Source organism: Clostridium sp. BJN0013, assembly GCF_040939125.1.
In the GTDB taxonomy this organism is placed as follows: domain Bacteria; phylum Bacillota; class Clostridia; order Clostridiales; family Clostridiaceae; genus Clostridium_B.
Genome location: NZ_CP162495.1, coordinates 2,679,142 through 2,696,127 on the forward strand (window position 1 = coordinate 2,679,142; position 16,986 = coordinate 2,696,127).

The 16,986-nt window shown below is 31.5% G+C and carries 22 protein-coding genes and 1 pseudogene; 1 reads left to right on the forward strand and 22 read right to left on the reverse strand.

What is annotated here, in order from left to right; all coding sequences use genetic code 11:
• Positions 1–89: 89 nt before the first annotated feature.
• The 13 genes and pseudogenes from AB3K27_RS13705 to AB3K27_RS13765 all read right to left on the reverse strand — a co-directional run bounded on the left by AB3K27_RS13705 (position 90) and on the right by AB3K27_RS13765 (position 11,297).
• Positions 90–854: pseudogene (locus tag AB3K27_RS13705) on the reverse strand (IS5 family transposase).
• Between the two features lie 93 nt (positions 855–947).
• Positions 948–1,478: a signal peptidase II gene (locus AB3K27_RS13710; RefSeq protein ID WP_368487981.1), complete on the reverse strand. Its 531-nt coding sequence runs from the start codon at positions 1,476–1,478 to the stop codon at positions 948–950.
• Positions 1,479–1,676: 198 nt separating this feature from the next.
• On the reverse strand, positions 1,677–2,186 hold the full coding sequence (locus tag AB3K27_RS13715; RefSeq protein ID WP_368487982.1) for a GNAT family N-acetyltransferase: 510 nt from the start codon (positions 2,184–2,186) through the stop codon (positions 1,677–1,679).
• Between the two features lie 206 nt (positions 2,187–2,392).
• On the reverse strand, positions 2,393–2,926 hold the full coding sequence (locus AB3K27_RS13720) for a hypothetical protein (protein ID WP_368487983.1): 534 nt from the start codon (positions 2,924–2,926) through the stop codon (positions 2,393–2,395).
• A 292-nt stretch (positions 2,927–3,218) separates the two neighbouring features.
• On the reverse strand, positions 3,219–3,497 hold the full coding sequence (locus AB3K27_RS13725; RefSeq protein ID WP_368487984.1) for a hypothetical protein: 279 nt from the start codon (positions 3,495–3,497) through the stop codon (positions 3,219–3,221).
• Between the two features lie 209 nt (positions 3,498–3,706).
• The gene (locus AB3K27_RS13730; RefSeq protein WP_368487985.1) at positions 3,707–4,498 is read right to left on the reverse strand and encodes an energy-coupling factor ABC transporter ATP-binding protein; all 792 of its coding nucleotides are present in this window, start codon (positions 4,496–4,498) and stop codon (positions 3,707–3,709) included.
• 1 nt (position 4,499) lies between these two features.
• Positions 4,500–5,297, reverse strand: coding sequence for an energy-coupling factor transporter transmembrane component T (locus tag AB3K27_RS13735; RefSeq protein WP_368487986.1), 798 nt, complete (start codon positions 5,295–5,297; stop codon positions 4,500–4,502).
• Positions 5,298–5,302: 5 nt separating this feature from the next.
• Positions 5,303–6,319, reverse strand: coding sequence for a cobalt transporter CbiM (gene cbiM, locus AB3K27_RS13740; RefSeq protein ID WP_368487987.1), 1,017 nt, complete (start codon positions 6,317–6,319; stop codon positions 5,303–5,305).
• Positions 6,320–6,402: 83 nt separating this feature from the next.
• Positions 6,403–8,004 carry a spermidine synthase gene (locus tag AB3K27_RS13745; protein ID WP_368487988.1) on the reverse strand — a complete coding sequence of 534 codons (1,602 nt, stop codon included), beginning with the start codon at positions 8,002–8,004 and terminating at the stop codon, positions 6,403–6,405.
• 103 nt (positions 8,005–8,107) lie between these two features.
• Positions 8,108–8,932: an ATP-dependent sacrificial sulfur transferase LarE gene (larE, locus tag AB3K27_RS13750; RefSeq protein WP_368487989.1), complete on the reverse strand. Its 825-nt coding sequence runs from the start codon at positions 8,930–8,932 to the stop codon at positions 8,108–8,110.
• Between the two features lie 154 nt (positions 8,933–9,086).
• Positions 9,087–10,241, reverse strand: coding sequence for an aldo/keto reductase (locus AB3K27_RS13755; RefSeq protein WP_368487990.1), 1,155 nt, complete (start codon positions 10,239–10,241; stop codon positions 9,087–9,089).
• 71 nt (positions 10,242–10,312) lie between these two features.
• The gene (locus AB3K27_RS13760) at positions 10,313–10,735 is read right to left on the reverse strand and encodes a cupin domain-containing protein (RefSeq protein WP_368487991.1); all 423 of its coding nucleotides are present in this window, start codon (positions 10,733–10,735) and stop codon (positions 10,313–10,315) included.
• A 94-nt stretch (positions 10,736–10,829) separates the two neighbouring features.
• The gene (locus AB3K27_RS13765) at positions 10,830–11,297 is read right to left on the reverse strand and encodes a flavodoxin (RefSeq protein WP_368487992.1); all 468 of its coding nucleotides are present in this window, start codon (positions 11,295–11,297) and stop codon (positions 10,830–10,832) included.
• Between the two features lie 256 nt (positions 11,298–11,553).
• On the opposite strand from AB3K27_RS13765, the gene AB3K27_RS13770 reads away from it, so the two are divergent.
• Complete coding sequence (locus AB3K27_RS13770) at positions 11,554–11,976, forward strand: tyrosine-type recombinase/integrase (RefSeq protein WP_368487993.1); 423 nt, start codon at positions 11,554–11,556, stop codon at positions 11,974–11,976.
• A 72-nt stretch (positions 11,977–12,048) separates the two neighbouring features.
• On the opposite strand, the gene AB3K27_RS13775 is transcribed toward AB3K27_RS13770, so the two are convergent.
• From AB3K27_RS13775 to AB3K27_RS13815, 9 genes are all read right to left on the reverse strand, one after another.
• Positions 12,049–13,173, reverse strand: a complete 1,125-nt coding sequence (locus tag AB3K27_RS13775) for a radical SAM protein (protein ID WP_368487994.1) — start codon at positions 13,171–13,173, stop codon at positions 12,049–12,051.
• 193 nt (positions 13,174–13,366) lie between these two features.
• Positions 13,367–13,849, reverse strand: a complete 483-nt coding sequence (locus tag AB3K27_RS13780; protein ID WP_368487995.1) for a GNAT family N-acetyltransferase — start codon at positions 13,847–13,849, stop codon at positions 13,367–13,369.
• Between the two features lie 38 nt (positions 13,850–13,887).
• A complete protein-coding gene (locus tag AB3K27_RS13785; protein ID WP_368487996.1) occupies positions 13,888–14,337 on the reverse strand; it encodes a GNAT family N-acetyltransferase in 450 nt (149 codons plus the stop codon).
• A 298-nt stretch (positions 14,338–14,635) separates the two neighbouring features.
• Entirely contained in the window at positions 14,636–14,944 is a 309-nt protein-coding gene (locus AB3K27_RS13790; protein WP_368487997.1) for a hypothetical protein, read from the reverse strand.
• Between the two features lies 1 nt (position 14,945).
• On the reverse strand, positions 14,946–15,068 hold the full coding sequence (locus AB3K27_RS13795) for a hypothetical protein (protein WP_368487998.1): 123 nt from the start codon (positions 15,066–15,068) through the stop codon (positions 14,946–14,948).
• A gap of 102 nt (positions 15,069–15,170) precedes the next feature.
• Positions 15,171–15,347 carry a hypothetical protein gene (locus AB3K27_RS13800; protein ID WP_368487999.1) on the reverse strand — a complete coding sequence of 59 codons (177 nt, stop codon included), beginning with the start codon at positions 15,345–15,347 and terminating at the stop codon, positions 15,171–15,173.
• A gap of 119 nt (positions 15,348–15,466) precedes the next feature.
• Positions 15,467–16,030 carry a zeta toxin family protein gene (locus AB3K27_RS13805; RefSeq protein WP_368488000.1) on the reverse strand — a complete coding sequence of 188 codons (564 nt, stop codon included), beginning with the start codon at positions 16,028–16,030 and terminating at the stop codon, positions 15,467–15,469.
• Between the two features lie 2 nt (positions 16,031–16,032).
• Positions 16,033–16,203, reverse strand: coding sequence for a hypothetical protein (locus AB3K27_RS13810; RefSeq protein WP_368488001.1), 171 nt, complete (start codon positions 16,201–16,203; stop codon positions 16,033–16,035).
• A gap of 115 nt (positions 16,204–16,318) precedes the next feature.
• Entirely contained in the window at positions 16,319–16,957 is a 639-nt protein-coding gene (locus tag AB3K27_RS13815) for a phage major capsid protein (protein ID WP_368488002.1), read from the reverse strand.
• Positions 16,958–16,986 lie beyond the last annotated feature (29 nt).

Genomic DNA, 16,986 nt, shown 5'->3' on the forward strand with positions numbered 1-16,986 from the left:
CCTCTAATAAGAATAATGTGACTTAGTTAAAACTATTAATAATTTTTATTCTTTTAATAGGGTGTGTCTGAAAACAATGCAACAATAAATTACTTAGATAAAATAAAAATAGCAGCAATATAAACAAAAGCAAGGAAAGAATCAGCAAGCTTGTCATAACGAGTTGCAATTCTTTTAAAATGTTTGATTTTGTTAAAGAAACATTCAACTAAATGACGTTCCTTGTACAGCCACCAGTCACAATTCCATGGTTCTCTTACATTTGATTTTGGTGGAATAGTATATGAGGATTTCTTTGAAGTAATATATTCTCTAATTTCATTTGTGCCATATGCCTTATCTGCCAGGATATTGCTGCCTTCTATATCAACGTTGGAAAGAACATCTACGGCCTGTGTACTGTCGTGTAGATTGCCAGATGATAATTGAAAATGGATTGCCAAGTCCATCAATAACTGCATGAATTTTTGTTGTATGTCCGCCGCGACTCAATCCAATATGCTGTTTTGTTTCGCTGTTTACAGCCCCTTTTTAGCACCAGCACTGTGCTGGTGGGCTTTTATACATGTTGAATCAATGCTTAAATTTTCATAATCTGCATCTGAGGTTAACTCTTTAAAAATTGTTAATAAAGTACCATCGTTACGCCACTTACAAAAACGACTGTATACAGTTTTCCATGAACCGAAGCGTTCTGGTAAATCACGCCATGCTGCACCACTTCTTGCAATCCATAGTATGGCATTAAATATAAGTCGGTTGTCTTTTGGAGGTCGTCCTGTTTTTGCTATTGGAATTAAGTTTTTTATTTGATCCCATTGTTCATCTGATATTTCATAACGCTTCTGTGACATATTTGCACCCTCCGAGTTTTTTATCTTATTTTACCTAAAACTCGCTTCTTTCGCAATATTTAGTTTTTAGACACACCCTAATGTAATTTATATTTATAATTTTTGTAAAATATATTTAGTAAAGTCTTTTACTAAATTATTATCAATTTGGTTTAAAATTTTGTTTTTTAAGAATAATGATAAGATTAGCAACCCAATAAAAATACTAATATATACATCTTTTAGGTCAAATGTAAAAAAACCGTTTAATAATATGTAATCTAAACTACCATTCCAAAAAATCTTATCAATTAGTGAACACATAGCACCAGAAAATATAAAAGCATACATAATATTAATAATTTTATTGGTTCCAAATAGTTTATTTAGATATTGATAAAACAGATATATTAATATACTCATAATTACTACTGCTAAAATATGTATCCATTTATCAATACCCAATTGCAATATAGAATTAATCCATGAATAGCTCCTATTGAATGTAGGCTCAAAGTATAGCAAAGAAGACAATATAGGGAATGTTTTGTCAAGAAAATTGTTGTTAATTATTATTTTAATAACTTGGTCTATTATTACTAAAATAATCACTGCTATACGTGTCTTTTTGTTCTGAACTTTCATATTTATTTTGCACCACCTAATATAAATAATCTATGTATAAATCTACAAATGTATATTGTATTATATTTTAACTTTATTCCAAATGGAAATATTATTTAAAATTATATATAATAACAAGTGGATTTACGAAAAAGCTAGAAACAACGAGTTTGGATTGTCTAATTTATTGGGGAAAGGGCACATTGACTAAAGATTATATTAGTCAACCGCTCTCATACACCACCAAATACCTTCGTCCGTTTCCCTATATTTTTTCATTCCACATTTTTTTAACACTTTATGAGAAGCAATATTATCTTTTTCTGTTTCTGCAATGATAAGAGACACATCACGTTGACTACTAGCCCACTCACAAATGGCCTGTGCCGCCTCAGTCATATATCCTTTGTTTTGATAAATAGTATTAATACCATAGCCTATTTCAACTTGACCATTTTCATCCGGACATTTCATAAAACAAGCGCTACCAATAGTTTTATTTTTAGATTTTAAAATAATTTGCCAATTTGTGTACCACAAATAGCTACCTCTATTTTTTACAGCTTTTTTGTATAATCCTTCCATTGCTTGTTGAGTATGCTCATCTAAATGTTCATCGGAGGCACTTAAATTTAATTCCTTTTCCATTTTATCAATTCCATCAAGTAATAATCTAAACTGATAAAGCGTTAAAGGTATAATTCTTAACTGTTCTGTATTTAACTCCATTTAATTGTTCTCCTTTTCTAATGGACCATTATTTTCAATAGATCTAGTACGATCCTTAGATCCTTAACTACTATAGCTGATAAACCAACAGATACATCAATTTCACAATTAGTTAATATCTCCTTCAAATAGTTGAGGCAACACTAAGTCTACCTTTTAATTTAATATATATTAACTATTTTTATAAAAGTTCAATAACTACTTTATTATTCCTTTGTTCTTAAATAAAACAATATAATGAATAGTATAAAAGACATACTATACCCGACCTGAAAATAAAATATCTTGTTACCTTGAAAAAAAGGTAATTGAAAGAATAATGGGACTGATTGTAAAAATGCAAAAATAAAAACAACTAATTCTATAATAAAAGCATATTTTCTTTGAGCACTATTTTTTAAATATACGTTATATTTATGTAAATATTCTAAGGATTCTTTTGCCTTGGTAATTTGTTGCTTCAGAAGACTTGTCTGAATCATTTTATCAAATATGCCTTGATATCTTGTTGCAATTGTAGAATCTATTAGTTTATCAGTTTGTTGATAAATTCTTGTAAGATCCCACTCAAACTGATCTATATTTTTTGACTTATAATTTTCTTCTAATAAAAATTCACACCATGTATTTGTATAATGACTCATTACCCAGGCTAATTGAGTACGTACTTCTAACGGTACATAAATTTTTTCACTTAAAAAAGCATCATCACCTAATATAACAATATTTTCCCATGACATAAAGCAGCACACTGCATTATTTAGTGTAATTATTCATAAAACCATTTTGCACATCCACTACTATTAGGGCTGAATTATCCAATTTATAACTCATAAACATCACCTCATCTCTATTTTAGCATATTTTACACAAAATAATAAACTATATTTCTTTTATAGGTCATAGTAAAAATTTATATGGCGCAAATTCTTCTTTAATATTAATGTTTTTCATTTTTCATTTTGGACAGAGATACTCCATTGTATTTTATAATGCATTTTTTGAATTTATTGTAATATACTTAACATAAAATCAAAAACCTGATAGACTCTTTAATATTTGTCTAGTTCTTGTAATTTTGCCTTGTCCATATATTATGCTGCTTTGTATATTTTCATTATATTTTCTGGCCCTTTTCTGTTCTCTTATAAGTGCCTTTACTTCAGCATTTATAGCTCTTTTACATTCTTTTAACTGTTCCTTGATAATTTCATTAACATCTATAAAGTCTATAATTCTGCTGTTTCTTAATATAGTTCTTAATTTTACCTTTACTTTATTAGAATGTTTAAGGCAAAGAATTTTACTCATATGCTTTGCCCCCTCTATAGACCAGACTGTTCCACTATCTTTCATTCTTGAAGCTGTTACATTCCAATTCCCATTTATTTTGACCTAAGTATTAAAATATCATATTCACTCCCAATTTGAACATCAATGAATTAGTAATTATATTTACATTTATCACCAATATCCAGATATTTTTATCAAAAGCTGTTTTTATTTTTCAGTAAAGAAAATTATAATTCATAGTTATGCATGTGAAAATGTGCATGATGATTTCCTTTATGACAGTGATAATATTCATCTACTAAATTTACTTTTTTCAGTAAATCTATCTCTGCTAGCAGTTTCTCTGTTGGTAAATCAGCTGCAATACAATGATCCTCTCCAAACAGTACAGCTCTTTGGGATATTTCCTGTACTAATTCTAAATTATGTGTTGAAGTTATCAATGTCTTCCCTGTCTTATTCAATTTAACTAGAAACTCCGCAAGCCATCTCTGAGTTCTAGGATCAAGACCGTTCATAGGTTCATCAAGGACAAGAACTTCTGGATTTAAAGCTAGAACACAAGCAACAGCAACTTTTCGTTTTTCTCCACCACTTAAATGATATGGCTGCCTATGCTTGAAATCAGTAATATTTAACAATGATAGACAATCATTAACTCTTTCATCTACATCATTCTCACTCATTCCCATCTGTCTGGGTCCAAATGCAATTTCATCATAAACATCAGCACAGAACAATTGCGTATCTGAATTTTGAAATACAAAACCTATTTTCTGGTGAAAGAGTTTTGAGAATTTTGTATCTTGAAGTTTATCATGAGTTATTTCTTCATTATTAAACTTATAACATCCACTATCAGGGAAAACAATACCATTTATTAGCTTCAGCAATGTTGATTTACCACTGCCATTGGCTCCTAATAATGCCACAGCTTCTCCTTTATTTATATGAAGATTTATATTTTTTAAAGCAGGAATACCTGAATACGAATACGATACATTACTTATATCAATCATTTTAAATCCTTCCCATGTATATAAAAATAACTATTATTAGTACATTAACTATTATATATATATAGTCTATAAAATTTAATTTATTTTTATTATTAATAACTCGATATTCTCCTGTGAAGCCTCTGCACTCCATGGCAGTATACATATCTTCAGCGATTTCTTTTGACTTTATAAACATTGTTCCAGCAATTCCTGAAAGCGGTGTATATTTACTACTATTTTCACCAACTGATCTAAGCTTTAATGAATATAACATATTTAATGAAAATTCACCCAGCATAACTATGTATTTTATAGTAATATCCATGACAAAAATAAAAATATCGGGCACAAAAAATCTTTTTAATGCACTGATTATAAAGTTCCATCTTGTAGAATGAGAAAGTATATTTACACAAGTTACTGTTGCAAAGACTTTAGATGTAATCATAATGCTGCTAAATCCACTGTTCCAAAAGATTGCCGGCAAAAGTATAATAAACGTGAAAGCTGACATTATCAGACTAATTTTTAAAACTTTTATAATTTCTTCGCCATCCATCATACTCAATGTCGCTAGCAGATACACATTAATAATAATTGTAAATGTAAAACTTCTTGTAATAGAAACTAACAATATAAGTATAAATGTAAATGTAACTTTCAAGGTTACATTTATTTTAAATTTATTTTTTTTATATCCGCTTTGAGTTCTTATCTTCGAAAGAACTTCTAATATGGACAGAATACTTTTTGTAATAAAAGTGTCCTTATCTGATTTAGGAATATAATTTTCATCTTTTAACAACCACTCAGGCATATATATTACTTCTCCTCACTTTTACCAATTATGTCTCTAGTTTTATTTTTCTTCAAACTGCTTATAATCTTAAATAAAATTACTAAAATTACTACTCCTGCAACTGCTGATAAAATATACCCAGCAGTCTCTGGCAGTCCCTTAATTGCATAATCTGGCATAAAGGTATTAAAGCTAAATCCATTTTTCATTCCTTCAGGAACATAGCCAAGTGCCTTACCACCAACCGACACATTCTTTATTTCATCAGCTCCCCATTCACCCCATGCTGTTCCAGTTGCAATAAGCCCTATAGGTGTCAAACAAATTAAAGCGACAATTAATCCATAGATAACTTTTGTCTTTCTCCTGGCTCCTTCGTATATTGTGCCTGGAGAAACTTTCTTTATAAATGAAAAAACTGCCACTGTAAATATAACTTCAATTACGCCTGCAACTAGCAAATGAGGAACAAGCATGGCTGGAATTGATACAGACAATGGATACGGACTGTATAATGCTTGTCCAGCCGCATTTTTAAATAGTAGAGGCTGAATACCAAATTCTATTCCTGCCATAAAAGCTGCAAAATTGATTCCTATATAAGATCCTAATATTATTCCAACATATTCACCTTTTTCAGAATTAGTTCTATCCTTGATAAACTTATAAATGAAATAACCAAGAAAAGGCATTATGAATGCCATATTAAAGCAATTGGCTCCAAATGCCAGTATTCCACCATCTCCAAAAAGCAACGCCTGGATAAGAAGAGCCACAGTAATTGAAATACATGCTGCAAATGGTCCTAAAAGTATAGCCAGCAGCGTTCCTCCTACAGCATGTCCTGTTGTACCTCCTGGCAGCGGTACATTAAACATCATCACAAGAAAAGAAAATGCAGCACCTATACCAAGTAATGGCATTTTAACCTTAGATATTTCATTTTTTACCTTTTTAACTGATATCGCCCATATTGGAATCATAGCTGCCCCCATGACTGCACAAGTCGATGGACTTAAATAATTATCTGGAATATGCATACTTTAACACCCCTTTTTCACAAAATAACTTTAATTTCTTAATATAAAAATACTACTTAGAGTCAACCCCAAGTCAAGAAATTTTATAAACTTTTTAGTACTCCATTTATACCTTTTTCTTTGAATATTTTTTTGTAATAACTTAGTTCATCCTGAATTAATTCATCGATTACCCTCATTCCTAAAAGTTCCACTGGTGCCTTATCATCAGTCAGAAGATAATTTCCTTTTACATATATGTCCATATTATCTGCAATGTTATACATCAATGTCTTTAATTCATTGTTTCTTAATTCTCTAGTGTTTTGCTCAAAAGTTTTAGCTGCTTCCATATTCTGCGTTGCAAATAGTTCTCTGTTGGTTGAGCCATCTACATTCACTGTATATACCTCATTAAAAACATTTGCTATGGTGTCTGATAAATGCTGTGTAATATTTCCTTTTTTTTCGGTATGCATATTCATATTTACAACCATGATACCATCTTTTGCTAAATGATTTTTAACAATAGTAAAAAATTCTTTAGAAGACATCTGAAAAGGTATGGTTATATCCTGATACGCATCTACCATAATCACATCATATTTCTTATTTTCAGAATTCAAGTATGCTCGTCCATCATAAGTATTTACTTTTATAGTGTTCGGGAGCTTAAAATACTTACTAGCTAAATTGGTTATTTTCTGATCTATTTCTACACCTTCAATGGAGACATTGGGAAAATATTTTTGACACTGTTTTGCATAAGTACCTGTTCCCATGCCAAGCACTAAAATCTTTGCATTTTTTTTCTTATGAATTCCGGACATAACGGGTGCTGCAAGTGCGTAGTCATAATACATTCCCGTCAAACTGTTATCTTTTTTCATAATGGATTGAACTCCAAAAAGTACGTTGGTAGAAAGAATTACGCTATCATTTGTATCCTTCACCTGCAGATAATTATAAATGGATTCTCCTTCGTACAAGAGATTTTTCTCCCAAAATGCAAAACTATCCGAAGAGCCAAATACGCTGCAAAAGATGAACAAAATAGCACTTATAATACATTGTACTTTCTTTGCTTTTGTGTTTATAAAATAAATCATGCCAAGTATCAGAAGAATCCCCGAAAATATTAAAAATGTAACGGATGTTCCAACTGCCGGGATCGTAACAAAGGTAGGTAAAAATGTGCCAATGATGCTTCCAATTGTATTAATTGCGCCTAACATACCCACTATCTTTCCATTGTCACTCAAACTATTTACCGTATATTTCACCAGAGAAGGTGTAACTGTCCCCAGCAAGAAAAGCGGAAATACAAAAATTATCATACATGCTAAAAAGGTTGCTAAAATTAAAAAGTTATTACTTATTGTTAAAACAAGTGCTGCAGATACAGCTAAAATTATATACTTTCCCAGAAGCGGTATTGCTGCAATCCATATAGCAGCTATAATCATTCGCATATACAACTTATCCGGATTAGGATTTTTATCTGCACTTCTTCCCCCCCAGATATTGCCCAATGCCATTGCAATCATGATAGTTCCGATAATAATTGTCCACACAATTTGTGAAGAACTAAAATACGGTGCTAAAAGCCTGCTCGCTCCAAGTTCCACTGCCATTACTGACATTCCTGCAAAAAATTCTGTCATATACAAATAAAACTTATTCTTTAATATAGTCCTCGTTTCCATTCATACCCTCCTCTGATAAGAATTCATATGACAACTCCTCTCTATGTTATCTTATCATTTTAGGTAAACCCTAAGTCAAGAAATAATCAATTAAAACATTTCATCAAACTGTCTTTTCTTCTGCTAAAAGCACTTCATTCATACTACCAGTTCTGTATCCTAACATATCTAAAGTAATATAAGTAAACCCGATCTCTTTGAATTTTTTCCCTATCTTATCCATTACTTCAATATCAAAAAATTTAACTCTCTCCTCAGGAGAAACTTCAATTCTAGCTATTTCTCCATGATGTCTTACCCTTACTTGTCTTATACCCATATCAAGCAAAAACTGTTCTGCTTCCTCCACCATCTTAAGCTTTGGAATAGTAATTTTCTTTCCATAAGGAAATCTAGAAGATAAGCATGCAAAGGAAGGTTTATTCCAAGTTGGAAGTCCTAGCTCTTTTGAAAGTTCTCTTATATCTGCCTTAGTAAGATTCGCTTCCTTAAGTGGACTTATTACTTCTAATTCCTTTGCTGCTTGCATTCCTGGTCTATAATCACTAATATCGTCAAAATTTGAACCATCAAAAATACATTCGACGTCATTTTCTTTAGCTACTTCTTTTATCTTTGTAAAAAGTTCTTTTTTGCAATAGTAACATCTATTTTTAGGATTGCTAGCAAAGCCTTCAATATCTAACTCTTCTGAAGATATAATTAAATGTTTTACACTCATATCCTTAGCATACTTAATTGCTTCTTTTAGTTCTCTTTCGGGATAAGTCGATGAAGTAGCTGTAACTGCTATTAATTTATCACCTAATACTTCATGTGCAACCCTAACTAAGAAAGTACTATCCACTCCACCTGAAAAAGCAACTGCTGCACTACCTCTCTTTTTAATATTACTTTTTAATAATTTAAACTTCTCTTGTAATAACATATTTGCTGGCCTCCTAAATTTAATTTTTCTCCAATTATTTTAATTAAGCACCTTGAAAATTTAATTTCTATTCTTCCTAAAATTCGATATTCCATATCTAATCCTATCCTAACTAAAGATATCATTTCAAGTTAATTTACTCATTCATCAGTAATTATTTTCTTGTAGGGATAATACTGTTCTTTTCAAACTTTTCTACAACATCTTTCAAATATGTAGTAATTGGCAGATGTTGTGGACAAGCACGCTCACACTGTTTACATTCAATACATTCACTTGCTTTTCCATGGTTAATAGCAATATTGTTGTAATATACCATCTGACTTGAAAAACTACCGGTAGTACGCATAATGCTGTTGTACAGTGCAAAATATTTGGGAATAGCGATGTTCTTTGGACATCCATGTGTACAATATTCACAAGCAGTGCACTGTACGGCTGTATTTAGATCAATGATTTTAGTAACCTTTTGAATAATGGCATTCTCTTCTTCATTTAAAGATATAAAATTTGCCATAAATGAGGTATTATCCTCTACCTGTTCCATACTGTTCATTCCACTTAATACACGAAATACTCCCTTCTGACTGGCTGCAAAACGAAGTGCCCAGCTTGCAGTAGAAGCAGTGGAATTATAGTCTTTCATCAGTTTTTCAGCCTCTTTTGGTATATTTACAAGATTTCCACCTTTGCAAGGTTCCATGACAATTACTGGTTTATTGTACTTATTGGCAATTTCCAGGCAGCGACATGATTGAACATTTGGCTGTTCCCAGTCAATATAGTTAATCTGCAGTTGAATAAAATCCAATCCACCACCATGCTCTGATAAAATTTCCTCTAATAGCTCTGGTGTGTCATGGAAAGACATACCGACAACTTTAATTTTACCCTCTGTTTTCTTTTTCACAACAAAGTCAAAAGCACCATATTTGCAGCACTTTTGGTAAACATTAGAACCCATATTATGCAGCAGATAATAATCAAAGAAATCAACACCACAGTTTGTCAACTGTTCGTCAAAAATGCGTTCCATATCCTCATTATCTTTGAAGTCACGCAACGGTAATTTTGTAGCCAACTGAAATGAATCCCTGGGATGGCGTTCTATCAAAGCCTTACGCACAGCTTCTTCACCATGATAGCCATGATATGTATAAGCAGTATCAAAATAAGTAAATCCCTTTTCTAAATAGGTATCAAATAACTTGTTAATTAGGTCATAGTCAAAAGAAGTCTGGTCTTCCTTATTTAACAAAGGCAATCGCATGCATCCATAACCAAATTTTTTTTCTTTCATTAAATCCATAATAGAACCTCCTCATATTATTTCTATTTTCTCATCCCCAGGAAATTTTATTTATTATATATTTCAAAATATTATAGTTTGTTATAATATTCGTCTGTTACTGGTTCCAACCATTCTGCTGGGCCTGCTGATGCATCTGCTTCTATTGCTAAATGTACAAACCAGCTGTCTTTTGCTGCTCCATGCCAGTGTTTCACATTTGGAAGTATTTCTACTACATCTCCTGGATAAAGTTTGCGTGCCTCTTTTCCTTCTTCTTGATACCATCCTCTTCCGCCAGTAGCTAAAAGAATCTGTCCTCCTGGATGTTTATGCCAATTATTACGGCATCCTGGCTCAAAAGTTACATTCCCAATTGGGCACTTTAATGGACTATCAACTGGTACAACCATTTTGAGATAGCTATTACCAATAAAATACCTTGCAAATACCGATGGAGTTTTTTCGCCTCTTGGAAAAATTATACTATTACTTAAATCATTTAAATTTTTCATTGTTCTGTCTCCTTTATTTTTTAATTATAAATTTATAAATTACTTGTAAGAAGTTTTATATATTCATTCTTAATAATATAATAAAAAATTATACTTATCTCTGAAGCCAACATGATACCTCTTTTTCTGCTCCATGCACACTACTACCTCTAATTGGCAAACCCCTTAAAACATTAGATTTTGGACAAAGTTTCTTAATATCACGTTCACTTCGGCCCATTCCGCTTCCTTCATGTGTGCAGAATGGAATGATAGTTTTATCTGAAAAATCATATGATTCGAAAAATGTAAATACACCCATCGGAATCGTACCCCACCAATTAGGAAAACCAATATAAATTACATCATAGAAATCCATATTTTCTACTTTTCTTGCCAACTCTGGTCTGCTGTCAGCATCCTGCTCTTTTCTTGCAACATTAACTACATCATTATAATTTGATGGATATTTTTCTACTGTTTCAATTTTAAACAGATCACCACCTACATTCTCTTTTATCATACTTGCGATTACCTCCGTATTTCCCGAATGCGAAAAATATGCAATTAAACTTTTTACCATTTTATCCCTCCTGTTATTCTTTTTGAATAAATGTGCTGAACCTTCTATAATTCACTTTACTACTTGGAGTTAACTCTAAGTCAAGAGGTTTTATAAACTTTTTTAAACTTTTTTTGTAAAATGAAAAGGTAATTTGTTGTATATGGTGTAATATTAATCAAGAGAACAAAAATGTTTTTAGTTAGCCACCTTCCGGAATTTATCTCTTACAAAAGAGGTTGTTGCAGTTAATCTGACAGCAGAGGAGGTGACAAATTTGAGTAAAACTGTTATTGCATTAGGATTTATATGTGCTACAGCACTTGGCTTAACAGCTATGGTGATTGTAGGAACATATTTTAAAGATAAGATTGAAATTAAAGGAAGTAATTTTTACATTCCTCTCCAGGTAGCCCTTAATACCGGAATGAGAGCAGGTGAAGTATGTGGTCTTACTTGGGACTGTGTAAATTTAGAAGACAAATTTATAAAGGCCGAGAAAATATTAATTGGCAAGGGTAAATGTATATGGGAATTTGGCACACCCAAAACTTTTAGAAGGTATACTTGCCACCCAAAAATAAATTACGGTGGCAAATGGGTGGGAAAACCTATTTTTTATATTGCTTTATTCTGTATAATCATTGGTATTCCTTACTATCCTAGTTATACACTCCACATTATTTTGGCAATAAAATGATACAATTTGATGTCTGACCTCTCATAAGAGTGTTTCTAGCTTTTTTGAGGAAAAACAAAATGACAAGACCCCCTAAGAAATCATCTCTCCGGGTTTATAGCCGTCAGGCAATTCTTCTTCACTTAAAAATTTGAAATTGTCATCACGCAGTATTGGTAAAAATACTGCATATGGAATCCCAGAAAACTCACAGGCATAATTACTGGCTCCGAACCACTTACCCTCTTTGCTGCTCAAATTTAAACCTCTAGCAAATTTTGTATAGTTTGAGCAATCATGAACTACTAAATCCCACTTTTCTTCATCGGCTATTTTCATGAATTTCAGAGTTAATTCTCTACTCCAAATTGGAGATATATAGCCATGTCTGGAAATATACATGTTTTCCCCATAATAATTATCTATGTTATTCTCATTTAAATGTAATTCTGCACAATTGATAAAATCAAGTTTTGTCTCTAAGATAGCTTGCTTTTTCTTAAAAAAAGCTTCGAAAAACTCAGGGGTCATTGGAGTTTCAATACCTACATTTTTAATATATTTTTTCGCTATTCCAATATTTTCAATCACTTTGTCTGAACACTTAGAAGCACCCAGGTTGAAACGTATCTCGTTAAGACCGGCTTCACCTAATGCTTTCAATGTCTCTTCCGCAGCTAAAATGCCATTTGTATATAGATGTTGATGAATTTGAGCATCACTAAATTTCTTTATTACCGAATAGTATTTTTCAATTTCCATGAATGGCTCTAAATAAACGTAGGAAATGCCAGTGGGTTTCTGCTGGATCGAAAGAAGTAAATCAATATCTTTCTCATAAAATTTTGTACCTCCAATTTCCCACATACCTTCGCCAACTGGAGGAATATCTTCTAGTTCTCCATAATTATAACAGAACTTACACTCTATGTTACATTTGTTCGTTTTCCTAATTGCACTCAAACCAGTACCCAACAAACAAGAACGACATCCTTTTGGGAATTTACTTTCATTTCCCACAAAAAAAGTTCTATTCTCCAAAGTTTTCAAACTTTTAATTTTCGACATTAACATATCATTTCTATGATCGATCGCTGCCTCAATTTGTGCAAAGGTAGAGTAAATGATTTCTTGTTGTTTTGTCATAATTTCCTCTTCCTCAGGCAATATTGAAAAAAATTCAAACCATATCAACGCATCTTTCTTTGAAATTTTCATAATATATCCTCCTCGTATGTTTGTGGTATTTTAACTCTTAATTGACATGCTTTCAAGTTATATTTCTGAAGTTAAACTTATGAAATTTACTACGATACAATATATCCGGGTAGTTTAGATATTCTAAAGTTATTGGTATTATAATGATAATTCTTAAAATTTTCTATTAATCATAACCAAGAACATTATTGAATTACAAACTATAGCAATAAAATTTTTTATCCACATCCATAATCAGAAAATTAGCAGGCAATTCTTTCTTGTCAATTTCCTTAAATCCATTTTTTTCATAGAATCTATGAGCTGCTAAGAATTGAGGTGTTGTCCCTAAAAATATTCTAGTAAGATTTTTCTGTTTTGCCCAATCAAGTAATTTCAACAGAAGGTTGTTTGATACTCCCACGTCTTTTCCTCTATATTCCTGCTTAACAAACATTTTTCTAAGCATAGCATTTTTATTGTCGATATTCCTTATGGCAATAGTTCCTATAACTACCTGCTTATTAATATCTGCCCAAAAATTACCATTATTTTGTTGATAAAAAGTTTCTATATTTGCTAAATCCGGTTGGTCATTTGCTGTTATTGGTAAATTATATTCTTCCTGCTGAATCTTTAAAATCATTTGAGTAATTTCATCCTTATAATCATTTTTATATTCATATATTTCTATCATAAAAATCCCCCAATTTATATCCTGCTGAAATTATATTTCTAAATTTTCTTTTCAATTCTTCTGTGAAGAATGCCTGTTTTTGATGACGGAAATATTTCATTTGATACGGAAAATCCATATCTTTTAGCTATATTGGTAACGGGCAATCTTATTTCTCCCCAAAGCTCATGCACATTATTTTCTTTTGCCTTTTTAACTAATAATTCAAATAGATTCTTAGCAACAGTAATTTTTCCTCTCATATTTTCTTCTATAACAAATTGAGACAATTGTCCAATGTCATCATCTACAGTAAGTCGCATATATCCAACTACTTTATCATTTAAAACAGCAGCCAGGTGGTAGCTCCTTTTTTCAAGAGTATCAAAAACCGCACTTATTGGAGTGTTTGTTGGTTTATAAAACACTCTATATCTTAAATCAACAACTTCATTATAATATTTGGAATTTAAAGAAATAAAAATATATTTAATGTTGTATTGCTCCATACGATTCCTCCTTATAAGCAAAATATAACTTTGCCATAACTAATTCTAATATATCATAAAAAGTGATGTCTAGTTACATATTTATCATATCTTCTGATACCCATAAGCTTCCATCAAATAAGGAATTTCTCTCAAAATAATTTCAAATTATGGTAGATATCTCCCAATTATTAATAAATTATTTTTTACTTAAAACACCACACTATTTAGTTATCAAAGATTCTTATTTATATCTTTATTTATAATAGCTACGTCACTTATCACTATTCGTAATAAAATAAATCTTTTATATTCCCTTTTAAGTTGTATTATAGTTAACCCTTATCTCCTTTAATTTTAGAATATCTGTACTAGCTGTAATTTCCATATACCACGTAAATCTTATCTTCTTATCTAAAAGACCAAGAGATGTCCACTGCGCTTCAGTAACTCCTTGAAGTACTAAGATAGTCATCCCTTTAGTTTTCACATCTTCCATATTGGTTATATCAACTGATACCCATGAACTTCCATTCCACGATTTCCATGAAGTTCTACTATCTGTACTTACTATAAAAGCTATAATTCCACTACCTGTATTATCTAAACTCACTACTGTATTAACCAAGTTATTTCATCTCCAGACTTTCAATACTTATAAAATTACTGCTGTCTAAAAGTTCAAAACTGTACAGCTTTCCTGAATCTATTGCTTCCTCAACTGCTTTGTTATCAGCATAAAGAATCCTCATATGAAGTACCCAGGGACGCTTTCTCCAGTATCTCCAAAGCCTTCAGTAAATCTTATTCTCACACCATTAGCAGGCTGCAGTGAAACCTGCAATAACCAAGCACTATTCTATTAACAAAGCTGTCCCTGTCAACAATATAGTTACTAGAATCAAATATAAGCTCCTTGCCGCCTGTATCCCTGTATCATAGTACTTAATACTTTCCACACTTTGAACTGGCGAAGAGTTTTTAAATGAAATGCAGTTATCTCCTGGAAAAGAATCCATCACTAACCCCATCAGAATGCCTGTATTACTTTATATTTTTCAATTATTGCCATATTATAATACCCTCCTCGATTTTACATTATCGATATTTGAGCGTAAAAAAACTAGCTTAATATCCATCTAAGCTAGTTTCACTCTAGAATTATCATACTCCATTTCGGCATATTCTCACTTCTCCATTTAACATCCCCATTAACCAAATAAGCTATTTGCTCAATTTGCTTTGTATTATCATATATATTTATTTCATCACATACAGGCATTAATATCTTTAAATTTCCTAATGATTCATAATATCTTCTTTCTATATCATCTTCTGCAATTCCATGTCCGCCTTTTAAAACTCTAATTCTAACTCTTTCTTTGGCAATATCAGGACTATCTACTCCAATAAAGTTCATAACTACATAGAATCCCTTTTCTTTTGATTTATTTATATTTCTAACAATACTTTTACCTGAAAGAGTTGTTTCTTGATTAAACGATATATTATTTTTTATATAGTAATTTGTAAGTTTTACTGCTTCCCTTGCACACTTAATTTGAAGATTACTATCTTTCCATGAACCTATCCTTGCTACCATTTCATCTGTGTTTATTCTCTTCTCGTTTTTATTTTTCTTATAATAAACCGATTCATATATTGAAGTTTTTCCGGCACCATTAACACCCGCAAATATAGTGTATGTAGCCATATCTATTTACCTATCACCCTTTTCTGTTCTCTTTGTAATATCATATTAGACAAAGTTATATAAAAATCCTGTTCTTCCTTTGTTTTTGCCTTCTTAAATAGTTCTTTTAAATCCCAATATGAATATTTTAGAAATTGCTCATATAAGTTATTTTTCTCATTTATCTTTTCCATAGCATTTCCTCCGATAAATAATACTTTTATTATATTATAGCCTAATACATTATTTATATAAACAATTTTCTATCTATCACCTAAGGTCACAAATGGACTTAAAAAATTAGCTCCTTTATAAGGTGTAAAGGGGCATTCCAACTCCAGTTCCATTTATTATGGCATCGTCAATTTTAAAGGACATTTCATCTGCATAGGCCTGTTTTACTATTGCTTCAAGGGCTGTGGCATCCTGGAGCAGGTCATCTACAACATAGCAAAGTACCATTAATCTATTGGTATTTGCACCTATGGGAATCATCCTTATTCTATTTGCCACCTGACTTTCTGCCATCATTGCATCAAACAGTCCCTGTATAAAATCATTATACAGCATAAAGCCTCCTTCAGAAGTTACACTTTCATTTAAACCTGTGGCTAAATTCTGGTATACCAGCCTGTTATCCATTTTTCCACCGGGTGAAGATGCCGTTGCTACTGCCTGGAGAAATTCTCCCACACCTCCCTTCCATTTCTTTTCATTAGGATCTTTAGGCTTTGCATATATTGGCTCATTTACAGGTATTTGTGCCTGCTTTTGCCTTTGTTCCTCTAATGCATCGATTTCTTTTTGTGCTTCAATTTTAGCTTTATGTGCCTTAATTTCAGAAAGCTTCGCAGTGATTTCCTCGGCTGTTGCGTCCTGTTTATTTATGAGGTTTTTAGACTCTGTTTCTAAATTGGTAAGCTTTTCTAACAATTCTTTCATTGACATATTATATTACCTGCCTTTAAAATTTTACA

Excerpts from the sequence above, each read along its gene's own strand:
- AB3K27_RS13800 (WP_368487999.1), bottom strand. The coding sequence starts at position 15,347 with ATGGGGTTAGTGATGGATTCTTTTCCAGGAGATAACTGCATTTCATTT.
- AB3K27_RS13815 (WP_368488002.1), bottom strand. The coding sequence starts at position 16,957 with ATGTCAATGAAAGAATTGTTAGAAAAGCTTACCAATTTAGAAACAGAG.
- larE (WP_368487989.1), bottom strand. The coding sequence starts at position 8,932 with ATGTTATTACAAGAGAAGTTTAAATTATTAAAAAGTAATATTAAAAAG.
- AB3K27_RS13765 (WP_368487992.1), bottom strand. The coding sequence starts at position 11,297 with ATGGTAAAAAGTTTAATTGCATATTTTTCGCATTCGGGAAATACGGAG.
- AB3K27_RS13795 (WP_368487998.1), bottom strand. The coding sequence starts at position 15,068 with ATGAGGATTCTTTATGCTGATAACAAAGCAGTTGAGGAAGCAATAGAT.
- AB3K27_RS13725 (WP_368487984.1), bottom strand. The coding sequence starts at position 3,497 with ATGAGTAAAATTCTTTGCCTTAAACATTCTAATAAAGTAAAGGTAAAA.
- AB3K27_RS13805 (WP_368488000.1), bottom strand. The coding sequence starts at position 16,030 with ATGGCTACATACACTATATTTGCGGGTGTTAATGGTGCCGGAAAAACT.
- AB3K27_RS13735 (WP_368487986.1), bottom strand. The coding sequence starts at position 5,297 with ATGCCTGAGTGGTTGTTAAAAGATGAAAATTATATTCCTAAATCAGAT.
- AB3K27_RS13755 (WP_368487990.1), bottom strand. The coding sequence starts at position 10,241 with ATGGATTTAATGAAAGAAAAAAAATTTGGTTATGGATGCATGCGATTG.
- AB3K27_RS13720 (WP_368487983.1), bottom strand. The coding sequence starts at position 2,926 with ATGTCATGGGAAAATATTGTTATATTAGGTGATGATGCTTTTTTAAGT.
- AB3K27_RS13780 (WP_368487995.1), bottom strand. The coding sequence starts at position 13,849 with ATGATAGAAATATATGAATATAAAAATGATTATAAGGATGAAATTACT.
- cbiM (WP_368487987.1), bottom strand. The coding sequence starts at position 6,319 with ATGCATATTCCAGATAATTATTTAAGTCCATCGACTTGTGCAGTCATG.
- AB3K27_RS13715 (WP_368487982.1), bottom strand. The coding sequence starts at position 2,186 with ATGGAGTTAAATACAGAACAGTTAAGAATTATACCTTTAACGCTTTAT.
- AB3K27_RS13775 (WP_368487994.1), bottom strand. The coding sequence starts at position 13,173 with ATGAAAATTTCAAAGAAAGATGCGTTGATATGGTTTGAATTTTTTTCA.
- AB3K27_RS13710 (WP_368487981.1), bottom strand. The coding sequence starts at position 1,478 with ATGAAAGTTCAGAACAAAAAGACACGTATAGCAGTGATTATTTTAGTA.
- AB3K27_RS13810 (WP_368488001.1), bottom strand. The coding sequence starts at position 16,203 with ATGGAAAAGATAAATGAGAAAAATAACTTATATGAGCAATTTCTAAAA.
- AB3K27_RS13745 (WP_368487988.1), bottom strand. The coding sequence starts at position 8,004 with ATGGAAACGAGGACTATATTAAAGAATAAGTTTTATTTGTATATGACA.
- AB3K27_RS13760 (WP_368487991.1), bottom strand. The coding sequence starts at position 10,735 with ATGAAAAATTTAAATGATTTAAGTAATAGTATAATTTTTCCAAGAGGC.
- AB3K27_RS13730 (WP_368487985.1), bottom strand. The coding sequence starts at position 4,498 with ATGATTGATATAAGTAATGTATCGTATTCGTATTCAGGTATTCCTGCT.
- AB3K27_RS13785 (WP_368487996.1), bottom strand. The coding sequence starts at position 14,337 with ATGGAGCAATACAACATTAAATATATTTTTATTTCTTTAAATTCCAAA.